The 23,878-nt window shown below is 67.6% G+C and carries 21 protein-coding genes; 5 read left to right on the forward strand and 16 right to left on the reverse strand.

Features of this window, described 5'->3' with window-relative positions; all coding sequences use genetic code 11:
• Positions 1-213 precede the first annotated feature (213 nt).
• The 13 genes from recJ to C0541_RS11820 all read right to left on the reverse strand — a co-directional run bounded on the left by recJ (position 214) and on the right by C0541_RS11820 (position 14,755).
• Positions 214-1,953, reverse strand: coding sequence for a single-stranded-DNA-specific exonuclease RecJ (gene recJ, locus C0541_RS11755; protein ID WP_115048540.1), 1,740 nt, complete (start codon positions 1,951-1,953; stop codon positions 214-216).
• Positions 1,950-2,870, reverse strand: a complete 921-nt coding sequence (locus C0541_RS11760; protein WP_115048542.1) for a phosphoglycerate mutase — start codon at positions 2,868-2,870, stop codon at positions 1,950-1,952. Before C0541_RS11760 ends, recJ begins: the two co-directional genes overlap by 4 nt.
• A gap of 30 nt (positions 2,871-2,900) precedes the next feature.
• On the reverse strand, positions 2,901-3,365 hold the full coding sequence (gene greA / locus C0541_RS11765) for a transcription elongation factor GreA (protein ID WP_193725943.1): 465 nt from the start codon (positions 3,363-3,365) through the stop codon (positions 2,901-2,903).
• 8 nt (positions 3,366-3,373) lie between these two features.
• Positions 3,374-6,616 (reverse strand): carbamoyl-phosphate synthase large subunit, encoded by a 3,243-nt coding sequence (gene carB / locus C0541_RS11770; protein WP_115048545.1) that lies wholly within the window; start codon positions 6,614-6,616, stop codon positions 3,374-3,376.
• Between the two features lie 114 nt (positions 6,617-6,730).
• Positions 6,731-7,072: a hypothetical protein gene (locus tag C0541_RS11775; protein WP_238601354.1), complete on the reverse strand. Its 342-nt coding sequence runs from the start codon at positions 7,070-7,072 to the stop codon at positions 6,731-6,733.
• An 11-nt stretch (positions 7,073-7,083) separates the two neighbouring features.
• Positions 7,084-8,217 (reverse strand): glutamine-hydrolyzing carbamoyl-phosphate synthase small subunit, encoded by a 1,134-nt coding sequence (carA, locus tag C0541_RS11780; RefSeq protein WP_115048547.1) that lies wholly within the window; start codon positions 8,215-8,217, stop codon positions 7,084-7,086.
• A 240-nt stretch (positions 8,218-8,457) separates the two neighbouring features.
• A complete protein-coding gene (dapB, locus tag C0541_RS11785) occupies positions 8,458-9,174 on the reverse strand; it encodes a 4-hydroxy-tetrahydrodipicolinate reductase (RefSeq protein ID WP_115048549.1) in 717 nt (238 codons plus the stop codon).
• 363 nt (positions 9,175-9,537) lie between these two features.
• A complete protein-coding gene (locus C0541_RS11795) occupies positions 9,538-10,260 on the reverse strand; it encodes an MOSC domain-containing protein (RefSeq protein WP_115048553.1) in 723 nt (240 codons plus the stop codon).
• A complete protein-coding gene (locus C0541_RS11800; protein ID WP_115048555.1) occupies positions 10,257-11,459 on the reverse strand; it encodes a PLP-dependent aminotransferase family protein in 1,203 nt (400 codons plus the stop codon). The genes C0541_RS11795 and C0541_RS11800 overlap by 4 nt, the downstream gene beginning before the upstream one ends.
• 377 nt (positions 11,460-11,836) lie before the next feature.
• A complete protein-coding gene (locus C0541_RS11805; protein ID WP_115048557.1) occupies positions 11,837-12,337 on the reverse strand; it encodes a nuclear transport factor 2 family protein in 501 nt (166 codons plus the stop codon).
• 57 nt (positions 12,338-12,394) lie between these two features.
• Positions 12,395-12,649 carry a DUF6587 family protein gene (locus C0541_RS11810; RefSeq protein ID WP_161960027.1) on the reverse strand — a complete coding sequence of 85 codons (255 nt, stop codon included), beginning with the start codon at positions 12,647-12,649 and terminating at the stop codon, positions 12,395-12,397.
• A 1-nt stretch (position 12,650) separates the two neighbouring features.
• Positions 12,651-14,510 carry a ferrous iron transporter B gene (gene feoB / locus C0541_RS11815; protein WP_115048559.1) on the reverse strand — a complete coding sequence of 620 codons (1,860 nt, stop codon included), beginning with the start codon at positions 14,508-14,510 and terminating at the stop codon, positions 12,651-12,653.
• On the reverse strand, positions 14,507-14,755 hold the full coding sequence (locus tag C0541_RS11820) for a FeoA family protein (RefSeq protein ID WP_115048561.1): 249 nt from the start codon (positions 14,753-14,755) through the stop codon (positions 14,507-14,509). Before C0541_RS11820 ends, feoB begins: the two co-directional genes overlap by 4 nt.
• A gap of 116 nt (positions 14,756-14,871) precedes the next feature.
• Here C0541_RS11820 and C0541_RS11825 point away from each other — a divergent pair, with 116 nt between their 5' ends.
• From C0541_RS11825 to yeiP, 4 genes are all read left to right on the forward strand, one after another.
• Positions 14,872-15,669 carry an enoyl-CoA hydratase-related protein gene (locus C0541_RS11825; RefSeq protein WP_115048563.1) on the forward strand — a complete coding sequence of 266 codons (798 nt, stop codon included), beginning with the start codon at positions 14,872-14,874 and terminating at the stop codon, positions 15,667-15,669.
• A complete protein-coding gene (locus C0541_RS11830) occupies positions 15,666-16,562 on the forward strand; it encodes a hydroxymethylglutaryl-CoA lyase (RefSeq protein WP_115048565.1) in 897 nt (298 codons plus the stop codon). Before C0541_RS11825 ends, C0541_RS11830 begins: the two co-directional genes overlap by 4 nt.
• Before the next feature lie 139 nt (positions 16,563-16,701).
• Entirely contained in the window at positions 16,702-17,472 is a 771-nt protein-coding gene (locus C0541_RS11835; RefSeq protein WP_115048567.1) for an SDR family oxidoreductase, read from the forward strand.
• Positions 17,473-17,580: 108 nt separating this feature from the next.
• On the forward strand, positions 17,581-18,147 hold the full coding sequence (gene yeiP / locus C0541_RS11840; RefSeq protein ID WP_115048569.1) for an elongation factor P-like protein YeiP: 567 nt from the start codon (positions 17,581-17,583) through the stop codon (positions 18,145-18,147).
• Between the two features lie 86 nt (positions 18,148-18,233).
• On the opposite strand, the gene C0541_RS11845 is transcribed toward yeiP, so the two are convergent.
• The 3 genes from C0541_RS11845 to C0541_RS11855 are packed head-to-tail and all read right to left on the reverse strand — an operon-like array spanning position 18,234 to position 21,842.
• Positions 18,234-20,093 carry a DUF4105 domain-containing protein gene (locus tag C0541_RS11845; RefSeq protein WP_115048571.1) on the reverse strand — a complete coding sequence of 620 codons (1,860 nt, stop codon included), beginning with the start codon at positions 20,091-20,093 and terminating at the stop codon, positions 18,234-18,236.
• On the reverse strand, positions 20,090-20,389 hold the full coding sequence (locus tag C0541_RS11850; protein WP_024937732.1) for a DUF2388 domain-containing protein: 300 nt from the start codon (positions 20,387-20,389) through the stop codon (positions 20,090-20,092). Before C0541_RS11850 ends, C0541_RS11845 begins: the two co-directional genes overlap by 4 nt.
• Positions 20,390-20,423: 34 nt before the next feature.
• Positions 20,424-21,842: an FAD-binding oxidoreductase gene (locus C0541_RS11855; protein ID WP_115048574.1), complete on the reverse strand. Its 1,419-nt coding sequence runs from the start codon at positions 21,840-21,842 to the stop codon at positions 20,424-20,426.
• A gap of 209 nt (positions 21,843-22,051) precedes the next feature.
• Between C0541_RS11855 and serA the strand changes: the two genes are divergently transcribed.
• Positions 22,052-23,293 carry a phosphoglycerate dehydrogenase gene (serA, locus tag C0541_RS11860; RefSeq protein ID WP_115048576.1) on the forward strand — a complete coding sequence of 414 codons (1,242 nt, stop codon included), beginning with the start codon at positions 22,052-22,054 and terminating at the stop codon, positions 23,291-23,293.
• Positions 23,294-23,878 lie beyond the last annotated feature (585 nt).

A 23,878-nucleotide genomic window follows, 5' to 3' on the forward strand; every position in this document is an offset into this window, starting at 1 on the left:
TTGTTGACGATCTCGCAGCTCAGCCCCTCACCGAAGCCAGCGGTTGGCAGCCGCGCGCCTGAGAACCCACTACCCTCAGCTCCCTCCAAGGACGGCTTAACGGCGCGTCCCGCAAGCTGCGAGGACACCGCGCCCTCGACCAACGCGGCCTGGATCATCCAGATGACGCCAGCTGCGGCCTACAAAAGGTAGAGAGAACGCCGAGCCCGCAGCTCAGCCAGTGACTGTCGCCGGCTCGCAATGTTCGACGATCAACTGCACCGCGGTGCCGCCGCGATAATCGTCGCTGACCAGGCGGTACGCCAGCCGCACCATGCGTGGCGGTTCGCTGCCGCGCCAGCCATTGAAGTGGATGGCGTTGAGCGGTTCGGCGCGACCGGCACAGCGCAGGGTGAGCTTGAGATGGCGCTCCTTGAGCACGCGGCACTGCAACACTTCGAATCGGCCATCGAACAGCGGCTCGGGAAAGCCCTGCCCCCACGGCCCGGCCACGCGCAGTGCCTCGGCATGCAGGTGATCGAGTTCGTGCGCGGCCAGTTCGCCGTCGCTCTGCAATTCGGCATGCAGCAACGAGGCATCCACCATCGTCTGCACCTGCGCCCGAAACGCCTGCTCGAAGGTCGGCAGTACGGCAAGCTCGATGCTCAAGCCGGCCGCCATCGCATGGCCGCCGAATTTCTGGATCAGGCCCGGGTGGCGCGCGTCCACCGCCGCCAGCACATCGCGGATATGCAGGCCGGGAATCGAACGCGCCGAGCCACGCAACTGGCTGCTGCCCGGCTCGGCCGGCGCCAATGCAATCACCGGGCGATGCAGCCGGTCCTTGAGCTTGGAGGCGACCAGGCCGATGACACCGGGGTGCCAGTCGGCGTCGAACAGGCACGCGGCGATCGGCAATTCGCCATCGGCATCCAGCACCACCTTGGTGACCGCCTGCTCGGCATCGTCGGTCATCAACTGCTGTACCGCGCGACGCTCGGCGTTGATCTCTTCCAGGGTGCCGGCAATCTCGCGCGCCCGACTCCAGTCCTCGCTGAGCAGCAGTTCGATGCCCAGCGCCATGTCTTCCAGCCGGCCGGCGGCGTTGAGCCGTGGCCCCAATGCAAAGCCGATATCGCTGGCGCTCAGGCGCGCCACGTCGCGGCCGCTGGCATCGATCAGCGCGCGCAGACCGATGCAGCCCTTGCCCTCGCGCAGGCGGCGCAGGCCGGCCGACACCAGCGCACGGTTGTTGGTGTCCAGCGGCACCAGATCGGCGACCGTGCCGACTGCCACCAGGTCCAGCAATACCGACAGATCCGGCTCGGCGCGTTCGGCGAAGGCGCCGCGCGCGCGCAGCACACCGCGCAAGGCCATCAGCACATAGAAGATCACCCCGACCCCGGCCAGGGATTTGCTCGGGAAGCGGTCGTTGGCCAGATTCGGATCGACGATCGCATCGGCCGGCGGCAATACCTCGCCAGGCAGGTGATGGTCGGTGACCAGCACCGTCCAGCCACGCGCCTTGGCCGCGGCCACGCCGGCGTGGCAGGCGATGCCGTGATCGACCGTGACCAGCAGATCCGGCTGCAATGCGGCCAGTTCCTCCACCAGTGCCGGCGACAGGCCGTAGCCATGCACCATGCGGTTGGGCACGGCGTGGTGCACATCCAGTGCGCCGAGCATGCGCAAGCCACGCACGCCAACCGCACACGCAGTGGCGCCATCGCAGTCGAAATCGCCCACCACCAGGATGCGCCGCTGCTGTGCGATCGCATCGGCCAGCAGCTCGGCCGCGACGTCGCTGTTGTGCAGCAACTGCGGCGACAGCAACTGCCCCAGACGCGGCTGCGCGCCCTGCGGATCGGTCACGCCGCGCGCGGCATAGATGCGGCGCAGCAGCGGCAACATGGCATCGGGCCAACTGCCGGCCTGCCCTGGCGGGCGCCGGACGATCCGCGGGGTGGAGGTCATTGCGCCAGCTGTACGCGCGGCTTGCGCCAGAAACGCCAGCGTTGCGCATGCGTCAGCGACACGGTTTCGCCATCCTGGAAATCCAGCACCAGCCGATCCAGTTCGCCACGTGCCATCGCCGCCAGCAAGGGCGCCACCGCATCGTCGCTGAACTGCTGCAGCGAGCGCAGATGGCGCAGGTCCACCAACGCATCCACGCGTTGTTCACCCTGCGCATCGGCACCGGCCGCCAGCGCCAGCGCACGCAGCAGCGATTCGCGGCTGCGTACCTGACGGTGCGGCGAGCTCACCGCATGTGGCAGCACGCCGCCGCCCCAGAACCACAGCGAATTGATCGCCGGCTTGCCGCTGGCCACGCGGCCCTCGTTCCAGGGGTGCTGATGCAGCAGCACCTGCGCCTCGGTCAGCAAGGCGCGCCAGCGCCGGCCGATCTCGCCGGCCGGCAGATGCTCGAACAGGTCGTCGCCGATCGCCAGATCCGGTGGCGCGAAGTCCGGCAGCCTGGCATCCGGCGACAGCCGCAGATACCAGCGCGCAGGCGTGGGCGCATCCAGCAGGAAGCCGGCATCGCCGAACATCGGCTTGAGGATCGGCAACAACACCGCCAGGTCCTCGGCGGTGGGGCCGAGCGCCTCGCCGTAGCCCATCAAGCGCGCGCCCTGCATGTCCGGTACCACGTAGGCCGGATCGGCACGTACCCAGGTCGCACCGGCGGCATCGCCGGCATCGAGCTGGCGGGTCAGCGCGGCCACCGGCCAGTGCGCAGGCGTCAGCGTGAAGTGGCGCTGCAGCTGCGCCACTTCGCCGGGCTCGGCACCTTGCTGGTCGGCACGCGCCAGCGCACGCGCCACCGGCGTGTCACCCAGTTCACCGGGCAGGCGGCGTCTTTCCGGCAGCAGCAGCGTGGCAGTGGTCATCGGTCGGTGGCGTCGCTCGATCCCGGCCCGTCAGTCCAGATAGGCGACGCTGACCACTTCGTACTCGCGCTGGCCGGCCGGCGCATCGATGGTGACCGAGTCGCCTTCCAGCTTGCCGATCAGTGCGCGTGCCAGCGGCGAGGAGATCGCGATCATGCCCAGCTTGATGTCCGCCTCCAGATCGCCAACGATCTGGTAGCGCTTCTCTTCGTCGGTCTCGGTGTCGGCCAGCGTCACCGTGGCGCCGAACACGATCTTGTTGCCGGCCGACAGCTTGGTGATGTCGATGATCTCGGCATGCGAGAGCTCGCCTTCCAGCTGCTTGATGCGGCCTTCGATGAAGCTCTGCTGCTCGCGCGCGGCGTGGTATTCGGCGTTTTCCTTCAGATCGCCGTGCGCACGCGCTTCGGCGATCGCGTTGATCACCGCCGGACGCTTGACCGACTTCAGCTGCTCCAGCTCTTCGCGCAGGCGCTGCGCGCCCTTTGCGGTCATGGGTGCTCTCATGCTTCCAGTTCCTTGTGCAGTTCCTGCAGCGACCAGACAGGGCCGGTGCCGCGGAATTCCAGCGAATGCACCAGCGCCTTGGCGCCGGCGACAGTGGTCGAATAGGTCACGCGATGCTGCAACGCTTCACGCCGGATCGAAAACGAGTCGGAGATGGCGGCGCGGCCTTCGGTGGTGTTGACGATATACACGATCTCGCCGTTCTTGATCGAATCGACGATATGCGGGCGCCCTTCGGCGACCTTGTTGACGATCTCGCAGCTCAGCCCGTTCTGCTGCAGCCAGGCACCGGTGCCGCGCGTGGCGACCAGCGTATAGCCGCGCTCCACCAGCGCCTGCGCCACCGGCAACACGCGCTGCTTGTCCGGGTCGCGCACCGACACGAAGGCCTTGCCCACCGGCGGTGCCTTGATGCCGCCAGCCTCCTGCGCGCGCGCAAACGCGGCGCTGAAGCTGCGGCCCACGCCCATCACCTCGCCGGTGGAGCGCATCTCCGGCCCGAGGATCGGGTCCACGCCCTGGAACTTGGCGAACGGGAAGATCGCCTCCTTCACCGAGTAATAGCCCGGCACGATTTCCTTGGTGGCGCCCTGCTCGGCCAGCGTCTTGCCGGCCATGCAGCGCGCGGCGATCTTGGCCAGCGGCATGCCGATCGCCTTGGACACGAACGGCACGGTGCGCGAGGCGCGCGGGTTCACTTCCAGCAGGAACACCACGTCGTCGCCGGCCTCGTTCACCTGTACCGCGAACTGGGTGTTCATCAGGCCGACCACGTTCAAGCCTTCGGCCAGCATCACCACCTGGCGACGCAGCTCGGCCTGGGTCTTGGGCGAGAGCGAATACGGCGGCAGCGAGCAGGACGAATCGCCCGAATGCACGCCGGCTTCCTCGATGTGCTCCATCAACCCGCCGATCAGCACGTTGCCGTCCTTGTCGGCGATGATGTCCACGTCCACTTCCACCGCGTTATCCAGGAAGCGGTCCAGCAGCACCGGCGAATCGTTGGAGACCTTGACCGCGTCGCGCACATAGCGCGCCAGGTCGGATTCGCCGTAGACGATTTCCATCGCGCGGCCGCCGAGCACGTAGCTCGGGCGCACCACCAGCGGGTAGCCGATTTCGCGCGCCAGCACCAGGGCTTCCTCGGCATTGCGGGCAATGCGGTTCGGCGGCTGCTTCAGGCCCAGCTTGTCGACCAGCTGCTGGAAACGCTCGCGGTCTTCGGCCAGGTCGATCGAGTCGGGCGAGGTGCCGATCACCGGCACGCCATTGGCTTCCAGCGCGCGCGCCAGCTTCAGCGGGGTCTGGCCGCCGTACTGCACGATCACGCCCTTGGGTTTTTCCAGCTCGACGATTTCCAGCACGTCTTCCAGCGTCAGCGGCTCGAAGTACAGGCGGTCGGAGGTGTCGTAGTCGGTGGACACGGTCTCCGGGTTGCAGTTGACCATGATGGTTTCAAAGCCGTCATCGCGCAGCGCCAGCGCCGCGTGCACGCAGCAGTAATCGAACTCGATGCCCTGGCCGATGCGGTTGGGGCCACCGCCGAGGATCATGATCTTGTCGCGATCGGTCGGCAGCGCCTCGCACTCGTCCTCGTAGGTCGAATACAGGTACGCGGTGCTGGTGGCGAATTCGGCAGCGCAGGAATCCACGCGCTTGTAGACCGGGCGCACCTTGAGCGCGCGCCGCAGCGTGCGCACCGATTCCTCGTTGGTGCCGGTCAGCTCGGCCAGGCGCGCATCGGAGAAACCGGCGCGCTTGAGCGTGCGCAGACGCGCTGCATCCAGTGCCTGCATGCCGTCGTCGGCCAGCTGCTGTTCGTGGCTGATCAGTTCTTCGATCTGATCCAGGAACCAGGGGTCGATGAACGACAGCGCGTAGACATCGGCCACGCTCATGCCGGCGCGGAAGGCATCGGCGACATAGAACAGACGCTCCGGACCCGGCGCCTTGAGCTCGCGCTTGAGCGTGGCGATATCGTCTTCGCTGCCCAGGTCCAGGCCGGTCGGATCCAGCCCGATCTTGCCGGTTTCCAGCCCACGCAACGCCTTCTGCAGCGATTCCTGGAAGGTGCGGCCCATCGCCATCACCTCGCCCACCGACTTCATCTGGGTGGTCAGGCGCGCATCGGCCTGCGGGAACTTTTCAAACGCAAAGCGCGGGATCTTGGTGACCACGTAGTCGATCGACGGCTCGAACGAGGCCGGGGTCAGGCCACCGGTGATCTCGTTGCGCAATTCGTCCAGCGTGTAGCCCACCGCCAGCTTGGCGGCGACCTTGGCGATCGGGAAACCGGTGGCCTTGGACGCCAGCGCGGAGGACCGCGATACGCGCGGATTCATCTCGATCACCACCACCCGGCCGGTGGTCGGGCTGATGCCGAACTGCACGTTGGAGCCGCCGGTATCCACACCGATCTTGCGCAGCACCGCGATCGAGGCATCGCGCAGGCGCTGGTATTCCTTGTCGGTGAGCGTCTGCGCCGGTGCCACGGTGATCGAGTCGCCGGTATGCACGCCCATCGGGTCGAGGTTCTCGATCGCGCAGACGATGATGCAGTTGTCCGCGGTGTCGCGGACCACTTCCATCTCGAACTCCTTCCAGCCCAACACCGATTCTTCCACCAGCACTTCGGTGGTCGGCGACAGTTCCAGGCCACGGCCGACGATCTCGATCAGCTCCTCGCGGTTGTAGGCGATGCCGCCGCCGCTGCCGCCCAGGGTGAAGCTGGGGCGGATGATGGTCGGGTAGCCGACCCGGGTCTGGATATCCAGCGCCTCTTCCAGCGTGTGCGCCACTTCGGCGCGGGGGCAATCCAGGCCGATCTCGCCCATTGCCACGCGGAACAGCTCGCGGTCTTCGGCCATGCGGATGGCTTCGCGCTTGGCGCCGATCAGCTCGACGTTGTACTTCTCCAGCACGCCGTGGTCGGCCAGGTCCAGCGCGCAGTTCAGCGCGGTCTGCCCGCCCATGGTCGGCAGCAGGGCATCGGGCTGTTCCTTGGCGATGATCTTCTCGACCGTCTGCCAGTTGATCGGCTCGATGTACACCGCATCGGCCATGTCCGGGTCGGTCATGATCGTGGCCGGATTGCTGTTGACCAGCACCACGCGGTAGCCCTCGTCGCGCAGCGCCTTGCACGCCTGCGCGCCGGAGTAATCGAACTCGCAGGCCTGGCCGATGACGATCGGGCCGGCGCCGATGATCAGGATGGTTTTTAGGTCGGTGCGCTTTGGCATTTCTTTACTCGATTAGGAACATGCGGCGAGCCGCAGGTGCGGAAGAGTGGCCGCGGCGATCGCATCGCGACGCGGCATGATGTTGCATCGACTCCACGGAGCCGAAAGCCGGGTTCATCCGGCGTATCCATAGCCCAGGGCGCGCAGGGTGTTCTGCATCCACTGATGCAGCGCGAACGCAGCGGCGAAGCTGACCAGGAGCAACAGCCAGCCGGTCCCGGAGGTCTTGCCCCAGCGACGCGCCTTGTCCGGATCGGTGTTCTGCATGCGCTGATGGAAGGATCCTCCTCCAACCACATAGCCGACGCCGAAAACGACACACATCGGCACCAGCAAGGCCAGTTTGATGCCTCCGGGCAGCGTGATCGACGCCACGCCCGCCTGCGCCTGCTGCAGCGGCATCCAGACGCCCCAATAGGCCACGGCGGCGCCCACCAGCAGGATCAGCACACCCATCAACCGAGCGCTCATGCGCGCTTGGCATCCTTGGCCATCAACGCCACGAACCGGTCGAACAGCGGCCCCACGTCGCGCGGGCCCGGCGAGGCTTCCGGGTGGCCCTGGAACGAGAACGCCGGTGCGTCGGTCAGCGCGATGCCCTGGTTGGTGCCATCGAACAGCGAACGATGGGTCACCCGCACATTGGCCGGCAGCGTGCTTTCGTCCACTGCAAAGCCATGGTTCTGCGAGGTGATCATCACCCGCCCGCCGTCCAGATCCTGCACCGGATGGTTGGCACCATGGTGGCCGGTGGCCATCTTCACCGTCTTGGCGCCGGCGGCCAGCGCCAGCAGCTGATGGCCCAGGCAGATGCCGAAGGTCGGCACCTTCTGCGCGACCAGCTCCTTGATCGCGGCGATCGCGTAATCGCAAGGCTCCGGGTCGCCCGGGCCATTGGACAGGAACACACCGTCGGGCTGCATCGCCAGCACCTCGGCCACCGGCGTGCGTGCCGGCACCACGGTGACGTCGCACCCACGGTCGGCCAGCATGCGCAGGATGTTGAGCTTGATGCCGTAGTCATAGGCCACGACTTTGTGCTTCAGCTCGGTGCGCACGAACGTGTCCGAATTCAGATCCAGCGAGCCTTCCTGCCAGCTGTAGCTGGTCTCGGTGGAAACCACCTTGGCCAGGTCCATGCCCTTCAGGCCGGGGAAGCTGCGCGCGGCTTCCAGTGCCTTGTCGACATCGATCTCGCCGGCCATCAGTGCGCCGTTCTGCGCACCCTTCTCGCGCAACAGACGGGTCAGCTTGCGTGTGTCGATGCCGGAAATGGCCACCACGCCGCGCGCCTGCAGCCATTCCGGCAGGGCCATCTGGCTGCGCCAGCTGCTGGGGCGACGCGGCACATCGCGCACGATCAGGCCGGCGGCCCAGATCTTGTTGGCCTCGTCATCCTGATCGGTAAAGCCGGTGTTGCCGATATGCGGATAGGTCAGCGTGACCATCTGGCGGGCGTAGGAGGGATCGGTCAGGACTTCCTGGTAACCGGTCATGGCGGTGTTGAACACCACTTCGCCGACGGAAAGCCCGTTGGCGCCTACGGATTCGCCCTCGAACACGGTGCCGTCTTCGAGGACAAGGATTGCGGGTTGGGTCACGTGGGGGTCTCGCTCTGGCTGCCTGGGACTCCGATGCGCTTCCGGCCAAATTCCGGTTGCAGCAAAGCGCGGACGCGGTGCTGGGGACCGGTCCGACGCTGGTTCGGGCAAGCGAGAATTGTAAAGGCAAGTGCCCCGGCATGCCAGCCTGAAGAACGCCGGCTGCCGTGCCGGCATCGCAGTGGCGGGATGAATGCGCCACTGCGATCACTCGCCATTCATGCGCAGCGACGCGCCGGGTTACAGCACCAGGTCACGCACCCGATAGCTGCCGGCCGGCTTGCCGAGCAGCCGCTTGGCCGCATGCAGGGCGCCGCGCGCGAAGATGTCGCGGTTGGTCGCGCGGTGCACCAGTTCCACCCGCTCGCCCAGCCCGGTGAACTGCACCGTGTGCTCGCCGACGATGTCGCCGGCGCGCAGGCTGGCAAAGCGCGGCTGCGCGCCGCTGCCGGTGGCCGCCTCCCCCAGCGTCAGTGCAGTCCCGGAGGGTGCGTCCTGCTTGTGCACGTGGTGGGCTTCGACGATGTCGCAATCCCAGCCCGGCAGGCTGCCGGCGGCACGCTCCACCAGCTCGGTCAGCACCGCAACGCCCAGGCTGAAATTTGATGCCCACACCAGTGGAATCTGCTGCGCGGCCTCCAGCAATGCGGCGCGCTGCGCCTCATCCAGGCCGGTGGTGCCGGACACCAGCGGTTTGCCGCGCTGCGCGCACAACGCCAGGATCGGCGCGAAGCCCTGCGGCAGGCTGAAGTCGATTGCCACGTCGAAGCTCGGCGCACCGCCGAGCTCGCTGGCGGCGAAATACGGCACGCCGTCCACCACGCGCTGCGAGGGCGCACGCCCCACCACCGCACCGACGACGTGCAAGGCCTCGTCTTCGGCAGCCAGACGCAGCAATGCCTTGCCCATCCGCCCGGAGGCGCCGTGGATCAGAACTTTCACAGGAGACGTTGTCATGGCGGCAGGCTAGCTAGGCGCGGCGGGTTGTACAAGATAGCCGGGATTCGGGATTCGGGAATCGTCAAAGCTGGGAATGGGGAGTCGGGATCGGGGATTCGTCAAAGCTGGGAATGGGGAATGGGGAATGGAGATTGGGGAATCGTGAGAGCGGGTGCGGGTGTGCGCGTTTTCCGTGCTGTGCCGCGTTGGCTTGGTGGCGTCCGCGGGTGCGCGTGGTGGCTGGCACGCAACGTAGCGAGCCGTTGGGCGTTGGTGGGGCTGCGCGCTGGAGGTTGGCAAGGACATTGACGAGGACGTATGGCCTAGGCTGCACCTGGTGCGGCCGCGGGCTTTGATCGCGCGCGAAGGTGTTGGCGGCTCTCAGTCGCTTGCGCCATGCAGGCGCTTGTTCCAGCTCTCTATTTCGCGGCGTTGCAGGCGGCGCTCGAACAGCGCCCTCCATGACGGCACCAGCGGCAGCTGCAACACCTCGGCGATGGCGGCGGCATCGACATCGCGCGCGTACAACAGCTGTTGCAGGCGCGACAGCGTCCATTGCGGATGCGGCCGCTGCTGCAGCGTCAGCGTGTTGCCGGCTGCCACGTGACCGGGCTGCAGCACGCGGTAATACCAGCCGGTGCGGCCGGTGTCCTGCACGCGGCGCGCCATGTCGCGCAGGCCGAAACGGTCGGACAGCTTCCAGCATGGCTGACGCAGTTGCGACACTTCCACCACCGCCGTACCCAATGCAAAGCGATCGCCCAGACAGACCTCGGCCTCGGTAAGGCCGACGCTGCTCAGGTTCTCGCCGAAGGCGCCGGCCGTCTCCAGCAGCGCGTGCGCACCGAGCTCGGCCTGCCAGGCGGCGTAGTGATCGCGCGGATAGTGATGGATCGCCTTGTCCGGCCCGCCATGCACACGCAGGTCGCCCTGCTCGTCGCCGTGCAGCCCGTCCGGACCGACGCGCACAGGCCCGCTCACCGCACGCTTGTCGATGGCGCTGCGGCTACCGGGGCGGGTGAAATCGCGTGCGACCCCGATCGCCACGCGGTCGATGCTGACCGCCAGCGCCGGTGCCTGCGCGCCACTGGCCTGCGTGGTCACGCACCCTGCCCGGGCAACTCGGCCAGCGCCTCGCGCAACACCTCGCCCAGGACCTGGATGCCGGCATCGATCCTGTCGCCGGGCACGGTGACGAACGACAACCGCAAGGTATTGACCTGCGGCAAGGTGGCGTAGAACGGCGCGCCCGGCACGAACGCCACGTTGCGCGCGATCGCACGCGCCAGCAGCGCGGTGCCGTCCAGCCCGGGCGGCAGGCTCACCCACAGGAACATGCCGCCTTCGGGGCGATTCCAGTGCACCTGGGGCGGAAAATGCCGATCCAGTGCCTCCAGCATCAAGTTGCACTGACGCGCATACAGCGCGCGGATCTGCGGGATATGCGTGTCCAGGAAATCGTCCTGCAGCGTCTGGTGGACCACGCGCTGGGTGAACGACGGCGTATGCAGATCGGCCGCCTGTTTGGCCTGGATCAGCTTGCCCAGCACCGCCTCGGGCGCAACCACATAGCCCAGCCGCAAGCCGGGCGCGAGCACCTTGGAGAACGAGCCCATGTAGATCACGCCCTCCGGATTGAGCGACAACAGGCTCGGCAGCGGCCGGCCGCTGTAATACAGCTCGCCATACGGATCGTCTTCGACGATCGGCACGCCCGCTGCCGCTGCGCGCTCCACCAGGGCCTGGCGCCGCGCCAGCGGCAGCCGGCGACCGGTGGGGTTCTGGAAATTCGGCAGGCAGTACAGAAAGCGCGCATCGGCCAGCAATGCAGGGTCCAGCGCGTCCACCACCACCCCGTCCTCGTCCGAGGGCATGCCGACAAAGCGCGGCTGGAACAGCGAAAACGCCTGCAACGCACCCAGGTAGCTCGGCGTTTCCACCAGCACCTTGCTGCCCTCATCGATGAAGACCTTGCCGAGCAGGTCCAGCCCCTGCTGCGAGCCGGTGGTGATCAATACCTGGCTGGGCCGGATGCTGGCGCCGTCGCGGCTCAGGCGTGCGGCCACCCAGTCGCGCAGCGGCGCATAGCCTTCGGTGGGGCCGTATTGCAGTGCGGCCTGCGGCGCATCGCGCAGCACCTGATCACTGGCCGCGCGCATGCGCTCCACCGGAAAGGTGGCCGGCGACGGCAGCCCGCCGGCGAAGGAAATCACCTCCGGCCGCTCGGTCACCTTGAGGATTTCGCGAATCGCCGAACTGGTCAGCGCCTGCGCACGTCGGGAGATCTGGAAGGAGGTCGTCATGGCGCAAGCATAGCGAAGGCACGTCGCAGACGCGCTGTGCACTGCAGCGGCAAATACGCAACTCCGCCTATGCCGGTGTCGCTGCTGCAGCAGGGCCGCTGCACCAAGCATCGCCGTGCGTCACGACGCTTTCTCGCGTGGCGGCGGCACTACCGGCATCGCCCTACGGCGATGCCGATGTACTTACGTCGGCGCCGGCCAGCAGGGCCACCACCGCGCGCATCGCATCACGCAGAATGTCGCCTGTCCCGTCGACGCACGCTGCGTGCGTGAGTCGGCCGGGCAGCGAGCCAGACAGAGGAGTGCAGATGACAGGCAGCGCTTCCGCGCGACGGTGGCGCCGTCCCGACGATGGGCAGCGCTGTTGGCGGCGGCGCCTACTCGTACGCCGGGCCGACCCAGGCAGTACCTTCGCTGCGTTCGATCAAGGTCTTCCAGCGCTTGCGGACCAGCTTGTCGCGCGAGCGGAAGGTCATGCGCACCCCCGGCAAGCCGAGCGTGGCACGTGTCTCGACCATGGCCGAGGCTTCATCGGCGGCGACCTCGATCCTGGTGATCGACTGCTTGTAGTCGATCACCTCTTCCGGGTTGGCCACGTGACGCATCTGGCGCAACGCCTGCGCCCACTCGCCATTGGATTTGCAGTACTGCTCGCGGGTGGTGGTCTGCCGCTGCTGATGCGAATCCATGCGGTACAGCACCACCATTTCGAACGCCGGCGCGGTCATCGCACACAGCGCTTCGCCGTCCTGGCCACGCATCGCCTTGTCGTGCGCGGCGTAGAAATCGCGCACCTGCGCTTCGTCCAGCGCGTTGCCGCCATAGTTGTAAACACCGGCGACTGCCGCCAGGACCGCCAACAACACCAACAACCGCATCTGCACCCCCTGCTCCGCCGCGTCCTGCGGCCGCGCAAGTGTAAGGGATGCCGTGCGTCAGTGACGACGGGGCGGCGTCGGCCCGCAGCTGTCGCAACCACCGCAGGCAGAGGCGTTCTGCGCGACCGGCGGTGCCACCCGCCGCCCCAGTGAACGCATCCATGCAGGCCGTCCATCACGCAACAGGCCGATTGCCACTGCGCCGCGCACACGCCGCAGCGTGCCGGGAAATTGCTTCTTCATCACCACCCACAGGCTGAGCAACACCGCCAGCGCGATGACCAGGTATTGCAGCGTGAGCGACAGATCCACCTTAGCCGGCCCCCAGCAGCACGGCCAGCTGGTAGGTCACCAGCGAGGCCAGGTAGGCCAGTGCGAACAGGTACACCGTACTGATGGTCATCTGCTTCCACGAGTTGGTTTCGCGCTTGATCGTGGCCAGGGTGGAGATGCACATCGGCGCGTAGATGTACCAGACCAGCAGCGACAGCGCGGTGGCCAGCGACCAGCCATCGCTGATCAGCGGCGACAAGGCCTGCGCGGCGGCTTCGTCGTCGGCAGCCGACAGTGCGTATACCGTTGCCAGCGAGGCCACCGCCACCTCGCGCGCGGCCAGGCCGGGGATCAGCGCGATGCAGATCTGCCAGTTGAAGCCCAGCGGCGCGAAGAAGATCGCCATCGCATGGCCGATGCGCCCGGCGAAGCTGTAGTCGATCGCCGGCAAGGTGGCATCGGCCGGCGCGGCCGGGAACGACAGCAGGAACCACAGCAGGATGGTCAGCGCCAGGATGATGCCGCCGACACGCTTGAGGAAGATCAGCGCACGCTCCCACAGCCCCAGCGCCAGGTCGGGCAGATGCGGCAGGCGATAGGACGGCAGCTCCAGCATCAACGGATGCTCGCTCTTGTCGCGGCGCCACTTCTTCATCGTCCACGACACCAGCAGCGCGCTGACGATGGCCGCGGCATACAGCGCGAACAGGATCAGGCCCTGCTGGTTGAAGATGCCCCACACGGTCTTCTGCGGGATGAAGGCGCCGATCAGCAAGGCATACACCGGCAGGCGCGCCGAACACGTCATCAACGGCGCGACCATGATGGTGGCGAGCCGGTCGCGCGGGTCCTGGATGCTGCGGGTGGACATGATGCCGGGCACCGCGCAGGCAAAGCTCGACAGCAGCGGGATGAACGAGCGCCCGGACAAACCGGCCGCCGCCATCATGCGATCGAGCAGGAACGCCGCGCGCGGCAGGTAGCCGGATTCCTCCAGCGCCAGGATGAAGGCGAACAGGATCAGGATCTGCGGCAGGAACTTGATCACCCCGCCCAAGCCGGTGACGATACCGTCCTTGAGCAGGCTGTTGAGCGGGCCCTCCGGCAGCGTGGTGCCCACCCACTCACCCAGCATCGCGGTGCCGGCATCGATCAGGTCCATCACCGGGTTGGCCCAGGCATACACCGCCTGGAAGATCAGGAACATCACCACCGCCAGCGTCACCAGGCCCCAGACCGGGTGCAGCAGCCAGCGGTCCAGCGCATCGTCCACGCGCGAGGTCCGCGTCGGCATGGTCACAGCCGCACTCAGGATCTGTCGCACCTGCGCATGGTAGTTGCCATCGGCAGGCGGCGTGGCGCTCGGTGCCGCCAGGCTCGCGGCCTGCGCGTCGATGCGCTCGACCAGTGCCTTGGCACCACCGCGGCGCACCGCCACCGTTTCCACCACCGGCACCCCGAGCGCCTGTTCCAGCGCCGGCAGGTCGATGACGATGCCGCGCCGCTGCGCGGCGTCGACCATGTTCAGCGCCACGATCATCGGCCGGCCCAGCTCGCGCAGCTCCAGCGCAAAGCGCAGATGCAGGCGCAGGTTGGTCGCATCCATCACGCACACCAGCACGTCCGGTGCGGGTTCGCCGGGATAGAAGCCACGGCACAGGTCGCGGGTGATCGCCTCGTCCAGGCTGGCCGGCTGCAGGCTGTAGGCGCCGGGCAGATCCAGCACCGCGAAGTCGCGCCCGGATGGCGCGCGGAACTGCCCTTCCTTGCGTTCGACGGTGACGCCGGTGTAATTGGCAACCTTCTGCCGGCTGCCGGTCAGCTGGTTGAACAGGGCGGTCTTGCCGCTGTTGGGATTGCCCACCAGTGCCAGCCGCAACGGAACACTTGCCGCGCTCATGCCTGGGCTCCATCGACGCGCACCTGCACGCGTGCGGCTTCGCTGCGGCGCAGGGCAAACCGCGTGTAACCGACCTGTACCAGCAGCGGCTCGCGTCCGACCGGCCCGGTCGCCAGCACCGTCACTTCCTCGCCAGCGACAAAGCCCAGTTCGCGCAGCCGCCTGGCGATCGTGTCGTTGGGCAGACGCTCCTCCACGGAGTCCACGATGGCGGCGCGATGCAAAGGCATGTCGGACAACGTCACAAAGACGGCCTGATTGTTAGGAATGGTTCTCAATTCTAGCATCGACGCACCGCGTCATGGCCCAGCCGACCCGTACCGCTATCATGGTTCGCATCCCATTCATGGACGTTGACGCAATGCAGGACTCCGGCTTGATCGTGGAGGACCAGGGAGCGGTCCGTACGTTACGTCTGCACCGCCCGGCGGTACACAACGCCTTCGATGCGACCTTGATCAGCGCGCTCACCCACGCCCTGCAGCAGGCCGGCCAGGCAGCGCAGATCCGGGTGGTGGTGATCACCGGTGCCGGCGCCGCGTTCTCTGCGGGCGCCGACCTGAACTGGATGCGCGGCATGGCCGGCGCCAGCGAGGCCGACAACGCGGCCGATGCACTGGCCCTGGCACGCCTGATGCGCACGCTGGACGAACTGCCCAAGCCGACCATCGCGCGCGTCAACGGCGCGGCGTTCGGCGGCGGCGTGGGCCTGGTGGCGTGCTGCGATATCGCCATCGGCTGCACCGAGGCGCGCTTCGGGCTGACCGAGAGCAAGCTCGGCCTGCTGCCGGCGGTCATTTCGCCGTACGTGATCGCGGCGATCGGCGCGCGCCAGGCGCGGCGCTGGTTCGCCACTGCCGAGATCTTCGACGCGGCCACCGCGCAGTTGCTGGGCCTGTTGCATCAACTGGTGGCCGCCGACCAACTGGATATCGCGGTGGAGCGCCAGGTCCGCCTGTTGCTGGCGGCCGCCCCATTGGCCGCGGCCAGCGCCAAGGCACTGGTGCGCGCGGTGCTGCCGCCGACCGACCGCGACGCCATCGACGCCGCCAATGCCGCGTGGATCGCGCGCCTGCGCGTTTCCGCGGAGGGCCAGGAAGGCCTGGGTGCCTTCCTCGACAAGCGCAGCCCGGCCTGGCTGCCGGAGGGCGCGGCGTGAGCGACTTCGTGCGCATTGTCGAGGTCGGCCCGCGCGATGGCCTGCAGAACGAAGCCACACCGATCGCCACCGCCGACAAGATCGCGCTGATCGACCGACTTTCCGCAACCGGGCTGCGCAGCATCGAGGCGACCAGCTTCGTCAGCCCGCGCTGGGTGCCGCAACTGGCCGACGCGGCCGAGGTGTTCGCCGGCATCACCCAGGCGCCGGGCATCGCCTATCCGGTGCTGGTGCCCAACCTGCAGGGCTATGCGCGCGCGCGCGCCGCCGGTGCGCGGGAAGTGGCGGTGTTCACCGCGGCGTCGGAAGCCTTCAATCGCACCAATACCAATGCCGGCATCGACGAATCGATCGAACGCTTTCGCCCGATCCTGCAACAGGCGGCCCTCGACGGCGTGCGCGTGCGCGGTTACGTCTCCACCGTACTGGGCTGCCCGTACCAGGGCGAGGTGCTGGTGGCCGACGTGGTCGATGTCGCGCAACGGCTGTACACGCTGGGCTGCTACGAGATCTCGCTGGGCGACACCATCGGCGTGGGCACGCCGGGCAAGGCACGCCAGATGCTGGCCGCGGTGGCGCAGGCGGTGCCGATGCCGGCATTGGCGGTGCACTTCCACGACACCTATGGCCAGGCGCTGGCCAATATCGCCGCCTGCCTGGAGCAAGGCGTGCGCGTGGTCGATGCGGCGGTGTCCGGGGCCGGCGGCTGCCCCTACGCCAAGGGCGCCAGCGGCAATGTCGCCAGCGAAGACGTGGTGTACCTGCTGCACGGGCTGGGCATGCCGACCGGCATCAACCTGCCCGCCCTCGCCGGCACCGGCCGCTGGCTGGCGCAGCTGCTGGGCCGCGAGACCGGCAGCAAGGTCGGCAAGGCCCTGGCGGCCGCCGGCTGAGATTTCAGTCCCGCACGCCGCCACGCCCGCGCATCTTCCAGGGCGGGCGCACGGACGCTTCGGCTAGAATCGCCGGCTGCGTCGTCACCCGTTCGCCGGCCGGCATCACCGGCCTCCAGGATCTTTGAGGAACCACCGCATGCAGCCTTCTTCTGTTCTTGCCATCGTCACCGGCGGCGTGTCCGGCCTGGGCCTGGCCGTGGCGCAGCGCATCGTGGCCGATGGCGGCAAGGTCGCCCTGTTCGACGTCAACGCCGACAAGGCCGACGCGGCGCTGGCGCTGCTCGGTGACGGCAACGCGCAGTATTTCGCCACCGATGTCACCGACGAGGCGCAGGTCGCCGCCAACGTGGCGCAGGCCGCGCAGGCGCTGGGCGGGCTCAACCTGGTGGTGAATTGCGCCGGCATCCTGGGTTCGGGCCGGGTGCTCGGCAAGGAAGCGCCGATGCCGCTGGCGACCTTCCGCAGCACCGTGCTGGTCAACCTGGTCGGCAGCTTCAACGTGGCCAAGGCCGCGGCCGACGTGATGCAACACAACCATGCCGGCGACGACGGCGAGCGCGGCGTGATCATCAACACCGCCTCGGTGGCCGCCTACGAAGGCCAGATCGGCCAGGCCGCCTATGCCGCCAGCAAGGGCGGCGTGGTCGGCATGACCTTGCCGATGGCACGCGAACTGGCACGCTTCGGCATCCGCGTGATGACGATCGCTCCGGGCGTGTTCTGGACCCCGATGGTGGACGGCATGCCCGAGGCGGTGCAGCAATCGCTGGCCGCGGCGATCCCGTTCCCCTCGCGCCTGGGCCAACCCGACGAATACGCCGACACCGTCGCCTTCATCCTGCGCAATCGCTATCTCAATGGCGAGGTGATTCGCCTGGACGGCGGCGTGCGGCTGGCACCCAAGTAGCCGGGATTGGTGAGTCGGGATTGGGGATTCGCAACGGCAACCGCCGCCTGCAACCCAGCCGCACTTGCCAATCCCAAATCCCCAATCCCCAATCTCCGACTTACATCCATGAAAGCCAACGACATCAAGAAAGGCAACGTCGTCGAATACAACGGCGGCATTTACCAGATCCGCGACATCGAGCGCAGCTCGCCGCAGGGTCGCGGCGGCAATGTGCGCTTCCGTTTCATCATGTATAGCGTGCCGGGCGGTGTGAAGACCGACGCCAGCTTCGACGCCGACGACAACCTGCCGGACGTGGAACTGCTGCGTCGCCTGTCCACGTTCTCGTACAAGGATGGCGAGGCGTTCGTGTTCATGGACGACGAAGACTTCACGCCGTACACGCTGGATGCGGAGGTGATCGGCACCGACGCCGGCTACATCACCGACGGGCTGACCGGCATCTACGTGCAGGTGATCGACGACCAGCCGGTGGCCGTGCAACTGCCGCAGACGGTGACGCTGGAAGTGATCGAAACCCCGCCCGAACTCAAGGGCGGCACCGCCACCAAGCGGCCCAAGCCGGCCAAGCTCAACACCGGCCTGGAAATCATGGTGCCCGAATACATCACCAACGGTGAGCGGGTGCTGGTCAACACCAGCACCGGCGAATTCGCGGGCCGCGCCGACTGATGCGCACGCCGGTGCAGACGGATCTGCAACCGGCTGGATGAGGCAGGCGTAGCGCGTCGCTTCTGCGACCTGGGCACGCTGCGCCGCTATCGCACCTGCAGGGGTACGCCGTCATCCGGCTGCATGTTGTCGGCGCTTGCATCGCCGCGCGCGAGCATCCGCAGGCGCACGCGCAGGCGTTGCACGTTCGCCTCGCCCTGCTCCAGGCCGGCGCGGACCTCGGTCGGCAGCTGCTGCCGCCCCAGTGCCTGCAGCTGTTTCCAGCCGTCGACCAGTACGCCGGTTTCCTGCGCCACGCGCGCGCTCAGGCGTTGCTGCTCGCCTGTTTGCGGCAGTCCGTAGCCGGCGGTACCCAACAGTGACGCCGGGTGACTGAGGCGGGCCTGGCGGGCGAACAGCGATTGCAACTGAGCCTGCACCGAGTCGCGCCCGGCTGCGCCGGGGGTCAGCAGGCGCTTGAGCGCATCGCGTGCCAGCAACTCCTGGCGGCGCAACGCGGCCTGTTCCAGCAACAACGCTGCAGCCGTCTCGCGCAGACCGCCGCGCTCGAACCACGGCGCACGTGCGTCCGGCCGCGCGTCCAGCCATTGCTCCACGCTGGTCTGCGGCAGCGGCAGGCCGCGCCGGATCACCTCGAACATGGCCTGGTAATGCGCCGCCGCCGACTCGAAGTAATAGCCTTGGCGAGTCGCCTGCATACGGTCGTCCAGCACCTGCAGGTCGGCGATGCCGGCACGGTGCAGCCGCTGGCGCACGCCGCGCGGGGTGATCGACGACAGCCCGGCCGCGGCCAGCCGCGGCACGCCGTCGTGCAGGAGCTTGAAGGTCTCCACCGCGCAATTGTTGCCGATGAAGTAGTAGCGCCCGTCGTAACTCCAGTGCACCTGCGCGGCGCGTGCGAGCAACGCGGCGATTTCCTCGGGCGTGAGCTTCAGCGGCACCGACGACAGGGCGCGCAGTTCGACCTTGGTGTATTCGTCGACCACCTGATTCAAGGGCAGTACGAACAGCCGCGAAGGATACGCGCCGGTCAGTCCGCGCCAGCTGGAGATCTGCACATCGCCGACGAAGGCGCGGAACGACAGCACGCGGTGATACGGCAGATCCAGACGGCAATCGGGGCCGGGCGCACGACCAGGGGCGCAAATGACCAGGCGCAGCATGCTGTGGCCCCAGCGGCTCATCGGCTGCGCATTGCCCTCGGCCAGCAGGTAGTCCACCGCGTACACGCGCGCTGGATCCAGTGCCAGCACCGACATTGCGCCGGCATCGTTGTCGGCCTGCAGGTACGACAGCGCCGTCTCGCAATGCGTCGTATCGGGCATGGCGCCCACCTGCTCGGCGAACCAGGCCGCCAGCGCCGGACGCCGGCAGTGGTAGTCGGCATCGAGCACGTAGTGTTCGAGGTTCACCGCGACGAATTCGGCCGGGCTGCGCCGTTCGTAATCGTCGGGGCTGCGATCGCTGAACCGGTTTGCGCCACGCCCGATCCGCCAGGGACGCACCTGCCAGCCGGCCAGATCGCGCAAGCGCGGGTCACGCGACAGGCCACCGTGCGCACCGCGGTCCAGCACATGCGCCAGCTCGTGCACCGCCGCCGCCATCGCCGCGCGCGTGGCCGGTGCATCGAGGTCGGCCTGCGCAGCGGTCGCCTGCGCGCTCCAGGCATCCAGCAACGCACGATCAAGCAAGACGCGCCGGCCGATTGCGCGGCCATGCACGTGTGCGGGCAAATCCGTGCGCCACTGCAGCCGGACCGGTGCGTCGATACGCTGCATCCAGGCGCGCGGCAGGCGCTGCGCAACCTGCTGCACCAAGGCATGCGAGGCATCGATCTGCGCTGCAGTCAGGCCCTGCGGATCGACATCGACGCGTAATTCGGCCTGCGCCGCCGGTGCGATCGCTGCGGCCAGCCACAGCCACCAGCACCGGCGCGGCGGACTCACTGGGCCAGGATGGACTGCGCCAGTTCCAGGTCGCTGGACAGGCGCGCCGCATCGCTGCGACTGCGCAGCTGCAGCAGCGCCGCTTCCAGCCGCGCGCCGCGGATCGCGCCGTCGCTGGCGACAAAGCCGGCCGCATCCTCGCGCGCATCGGCCACCACCTTGTCGTCGCCGGAACTGCTGCCGGAGGAATTGGACGAACCGGCCGACGATGCGCCCGCCGAGGTGCCGGCCAGGCTGGATGCGAAGGCTGCCAGCGGCAGCAGCGTCAGGGCGCAAAACACGAGGGAGCGCATCATTGGCGTATCGATTCCATGTGAAGGTGCTGAAAGACTAACCGGCACGCGTGGCGGCAGATGCGTCGTCGATCTCGAACAGCTTGCCGGGATTCAGCAAAAGTTGCGGGTCGAGCACCTGCTTGATCCCGCGCATCAAGGCGATTTCCTCGGCCGAGCGCGTGCTCCACAGATAGGCCTTCTTGACCAGGCCGATGCCATGTTCGGCGGAGATGCTGCCGCCGAAACGCTGCAAGGCCTGCGCCAGCAACTTGGTCACCTGGTCGCAGGCCGCGACGAAATCGGCCTGGCTGGTGCGATCGGGCTTGAGCACGTTGATATGCAGGTTGCCATCGCCGATATGGCCGAACCACACCACATCGAAATGCGGATACGCATCGTGCAGCAGCGCCTGGGTTTCGGCCAGGAATGCCGGCATCACCGAGATGCGTACCGATACGTCGTTCTTGTACGGTGTGTAGCGCGCCAGCGCTTCGGTGATGCCTTCGCGCAGTCGCCACAGTTGCGCGGCCTGCGCATCGCTCTGGCTGATCACCCCGTCGCTGACCCAGCCCTGCTCCATGCAGGTCTCGAAGGCCGCCATCGCCGCGGCTTCCTGCGCCGCATCGCCGGCAGCGAATTCGGTGACTACGTAATACGGATGCACTTCGGCAAACGGTGCCTGCGCGCCGTGCGCCAGCACGTGCTCCAGTGCGCGGTCGGTGAAGAATTCGAACGCCTCCAGCCGCAGCTGCGCGCGGAACGCGGCAAACACCTGCATCAGCACCTCGAACGAAGGCAGCGCCAGCAGCATCACGTTGCTGGGCGGCGGCGGGTCGGTCAATCGCAGCGTGGCCTCGACCACCACGCCGAGCGTGCCTTCGGAGCCGATCAGCAGATGGCGGAAATCGTAGCCGCTGGAATTCTTCACCAGCGCATTGTTGAGCTCCAGCAGCTCGCCGGCACCGGTGACCACCTTCAGGCCGGCCACCCATTCGCGGGTGTTGCCGTAGCGGATCACACGGATGCCGCCGGCGTTGGTGGCGATGTTGCCGCCGATCGAACACGAGCCGCGTGCGGCAAAGTCCACCGGATACACCAGCCCATGCTCGCGCGCGGCGTTGTGCACCGCCTCCAGCGGCATGCCGGCCTGGACGGTGAGCGTGCGATCCACCGGATTGAACTCCAGCGGCTTGTTCAGGCGCTCCAGGCTCAGCACCAGCTCGCCGTTGGCGGCCACTGCGCCGCCGGACAAGCCGGTGCGCCCACCCGAGGGCACCACCGCCACCGCATGCGCATTGGCCCAGCGCAGCACCGCCTGCACCTCCTCCACCGAACCGGGCAGGGCAATCGCGAGCGGGTTGGGCGTCCAGCGCCGCGTCCAGTCGCGGCCGTAGTGTTCCAGGTCGGCCGGCTCGGTCTTCAAACGCAACGCGGGCACGGCCTGTTGCAACGAAAGGATGCGGGGATCGGTCATGGCACACGGCGCTGCAGTAGGAACCGCACAGCGTGCCAGTGCGCGCCAGCCTCGTCCAGTTGCACGACGCGGCGCCGCCGCGGGGTTGGATTCAGCTGAAACCGTTGCACCGCAAGGGCTTTGCCTGCACAAACACTGCGTTGCGAGCGCCCCATCGCGCAGCCCATCTGGCATAGTTGCCGACCCGATTGCTGCAATGCGCTCCCCCCATGTCGCCGAAGAGAACCTCGTTTCCCAAGCAGGACATCCGCGTGCTGTTGCTGGAAGGCATCAGCCAGACCGCGGTGGATGTGTTCCGCGCCGCCGGTTATTCGCAGATCGAGCTGCACGCCAAGTCGTTGCCGGAAGATGAGCTGATCGCCCGCATCGCCGAGGCGCATATCGTCGGCATCCGCTCGCGCACGCAGTTGAGCGCGCAGGTGCTGGCGCATGCCAAGCGGCTGATCGCAGTGGGCTGCTTCTGCATCGGCACCAACCAGGTCGATCTGGACGCGGCCGAGCTGGCCGGCATCCCGGTGTTCAACGCGCCCTACTCCAACACCCGCAGCGTGGCCGAGCTGGTCATTGCCGAGGCGATCCTGCTGTTGCGCGGCATCCCGCAGAAGAACGCGCAATGCCATCGCGGCGGCTGGTCCAAGTCGGCCACCGGCAGCCACGAAACGCGCGGCAAGGTGCTGGGCATCGTCGGTTACGGGCATATCGGCACCCAGGTTGGCGTGCTGGCCGAGTCGCTGGGCATGCAGGTGATCTTCCACGACATCGAAACCAAGCTGTCGCTGGGCAATGCGCGCGCGGCGATCGACCTGGACGACCTGCTGGCACGCGCGGACGTGGTGACCCTGCATGTGCCGGAGACTCCATCGACCAAGGACATGATCGGCGCGGCGGAAATCGCCCGCATGAAACACGGCGCGCACCTGATCAACGCCTCGCGCGGCACGGTGATCGACATCGACGCGCTGGATGCGGCACTGAACTCCGGCCAGATCGGTGGCGCGGCGGTGGACGTGTTCCCGATCGAGCCCAAGGGCAACGGCGATGCGTTCGAGTCCCCGTTGACCGCACACGACAACGTGATCCTGACCCCGCACGTGGGCGGCAGCACGCTGGAAGCGCAGGACAACATCGGTGTCGAAGTGGCCGCCAAGCTGGTGCGCTACAGCGACAACGGCAGCACCCTGTCGGCAGTGAACTTCCCCGAGGTCACCCTGCCCGAGCATCCGGACAGCCTGCGCCTGCTGCATATCCACCGCAACGTGCCGGGCGTGCTGTCCAAGATCAACGAACTGTTCTCGCGCCACAACGTCAACATCGACGGCCAGTTCCTGCGCACCGATGCCAAGGTGGGCTACGTGGTGATCGACGTCAGCGCCAGCGAGGCACAGGCCACCGCGCTGAAGGAAGGCCTGGCGTTGATCGAGGGGACCTTGCGGACGCGGATCTTGTATTGATCTGTTGCTGCAGGAGCGGCCCTCATCCGCGGCCCTCATCCGGCGCTTCGCGCCACCTTCTCCCGCAAGCGGGAGAAGCAAGTGCAGGTCATCCTTCTCCCGGGAGCTCCCTTCTCCCGGGTGCTCCCCCCTTCTCTCGCGCGCTCCCTTGTCCCGCTCGCGTCCCTCGCGCGTGCTCCCCTCTTCCGCGCGCCTTTTTCTTCCCGCGGGCGCCCTTCCCCCCGCGTACTTCTTTCTCCAGCGCGCTCCCTTCTCCCGCTTGCGGGAGAAGGTGCCCGAAGAGCGGATGAGGGCGCACACAAGGCGGATGAGGGAGCTCCCTCCCTTCTCTCGCGTGCTCCCTTGTCCCCGCTCGCGTCCCTCGCGCGCGCTCCCCTCTTCCGCGCGCCCTTTCCTTCCCGCTGACGCCCTTCCCCCCGCGTACTTCTTTCTCCAGCGCGCTCCCTTCTCCCGCTTGCGGGAGAAGGTGCCCGAAGGGCGGATGAGGGCGCACACAAAGCGGATGAGGGAGCTCCCCCCTTCTCGCGCGCGCTCCCTTGTCCCGCTCGCGTCCCTCGCGCGCGCTCCCCTCTTCCGCGCGCCCTT

The sequence above is a fragment of the Xanthomonas arboricola genome, from assembly GCF_003353015.1.
Classification (GTDB): Bacteria; Pseudomonadota; Gammaproteobacteria; order Xanthomonadales; family Xanthomonadaceae; genus Xanthomonas; species Xanthomonas arboricola_E.

What these genes read in the sequence shown, in the direction of transcription:
- recJ (WP_115048540.1), bottom strand. Translation starts at nt 1,953, where the DNA reads ATGACCTCCACCCCGCGGATCGTCCGGCGCCCGCCAGGGCAGGCCGGC.
- C0541_RS11760 (WP_115048542.1), bottom strand. Translation starts at nt 2,870, where the DNA reads ATGACCACTGCCACGCTGCTGCTGCCGGAAAGACGCCGCCTGCCCGGT.
- greA (WP_193725943.1), bottom strand. Translation starts at nt 3,365, where the DNA reads ATGACCGCAAAGGGCGCGCAGCGCCTGCGCGAAGAGCTGGAGCAGCTG.
- carB (WP_115048545.1), bottom strand. Translation starts at nt 6,616, where the DNA reads ATGCCAAAGCGCACCGACCTAAAAACCATCCTGATCATCGGCGCCGGC.
- C0541_RS11775 (WP_238601354.1), bottom strand. Translation starts at nt 7,072, where the DNA reads ATGGGTGTGCTGATCCTGCTGGTGGGCGCCGCCGTGGCCTATTGGGGC.
- dapB (WP_115048549.1), bottom strand. Translation starts at nt 9,174, where the DNA reads ATGACAACGTCTCCTGTGAAAGTTCTGATCCACGGCGCCTCCGGGCGG.
- C0541_RS11800 (WP_115048555.1), bottom strand. Translation starts at nt 11,459, where the DNA reads ATGACGACCTCCTTCCAGATCTCCCGACGTGCGCAGGCGCTGACCAGT.
- C0541_RS11805 (WP_115048557.1), bottom strand. Translation starts at nt 12,337, where the DNA reads ATGCGGTTGTTGGTGTTGTTGGCGGTCCTGGCGGCAGTCGCCGGTGTT.
- feoB (WP_115048559.1), bottom strand. Translation starts at nt 14,510, where the DNA reads ATGAGCGCGGCAAGTGTTCCGTTGCGGCTGGCACTGGTGGGCAATCCC.
- C0541_RS11825 (WP_115048563.1), top strand. Translation starts at nt 14,872, where the DNA reads ATGCAGGACTCCGGCTTGATCGTGGAGGACCAGGGAGCGGTCCGTACG.
- C0541_RS11835 (WP_115048567.1), top strand. Translation starts at nt 16,702, where the DNA reads ATGCAGCCTTCTTCTGTTCTTGCCATCGTCACCGGCGGCGTGTCCGGC.
- yeiP (WP_115048569.1), top strand. Translation starts at nt 17,581, where the DNA reads ATGAAAGCCAACGACATCAAGAAAGGCAACGTCGTCGAATACAACGGC.
- C0541_RS11850 (WP_024937732.1), bottom strand. Translation starts at nt 20,389, where the DNA reads ATGATGCGCTCCCTCGTGTTTTGCGCCCTGACGCTGCTGCCGCTGGCA.
- C0541_RS11855 (WP_115048574.1), bottom strand. Translation starts at nt 21,842, where the DNA reads ATGACCGATCCCCGCATCCTTTCGTTGCAACAGGCCGTGCCCGCGTTG.
- serA (WP_115048576.1), top strand. Translation starts at nt 22,052, where the DNA reads ATGTCGCCGAAGAGAACCTCGTTTCCCAAGCAGGACATCCGCGTGCTG.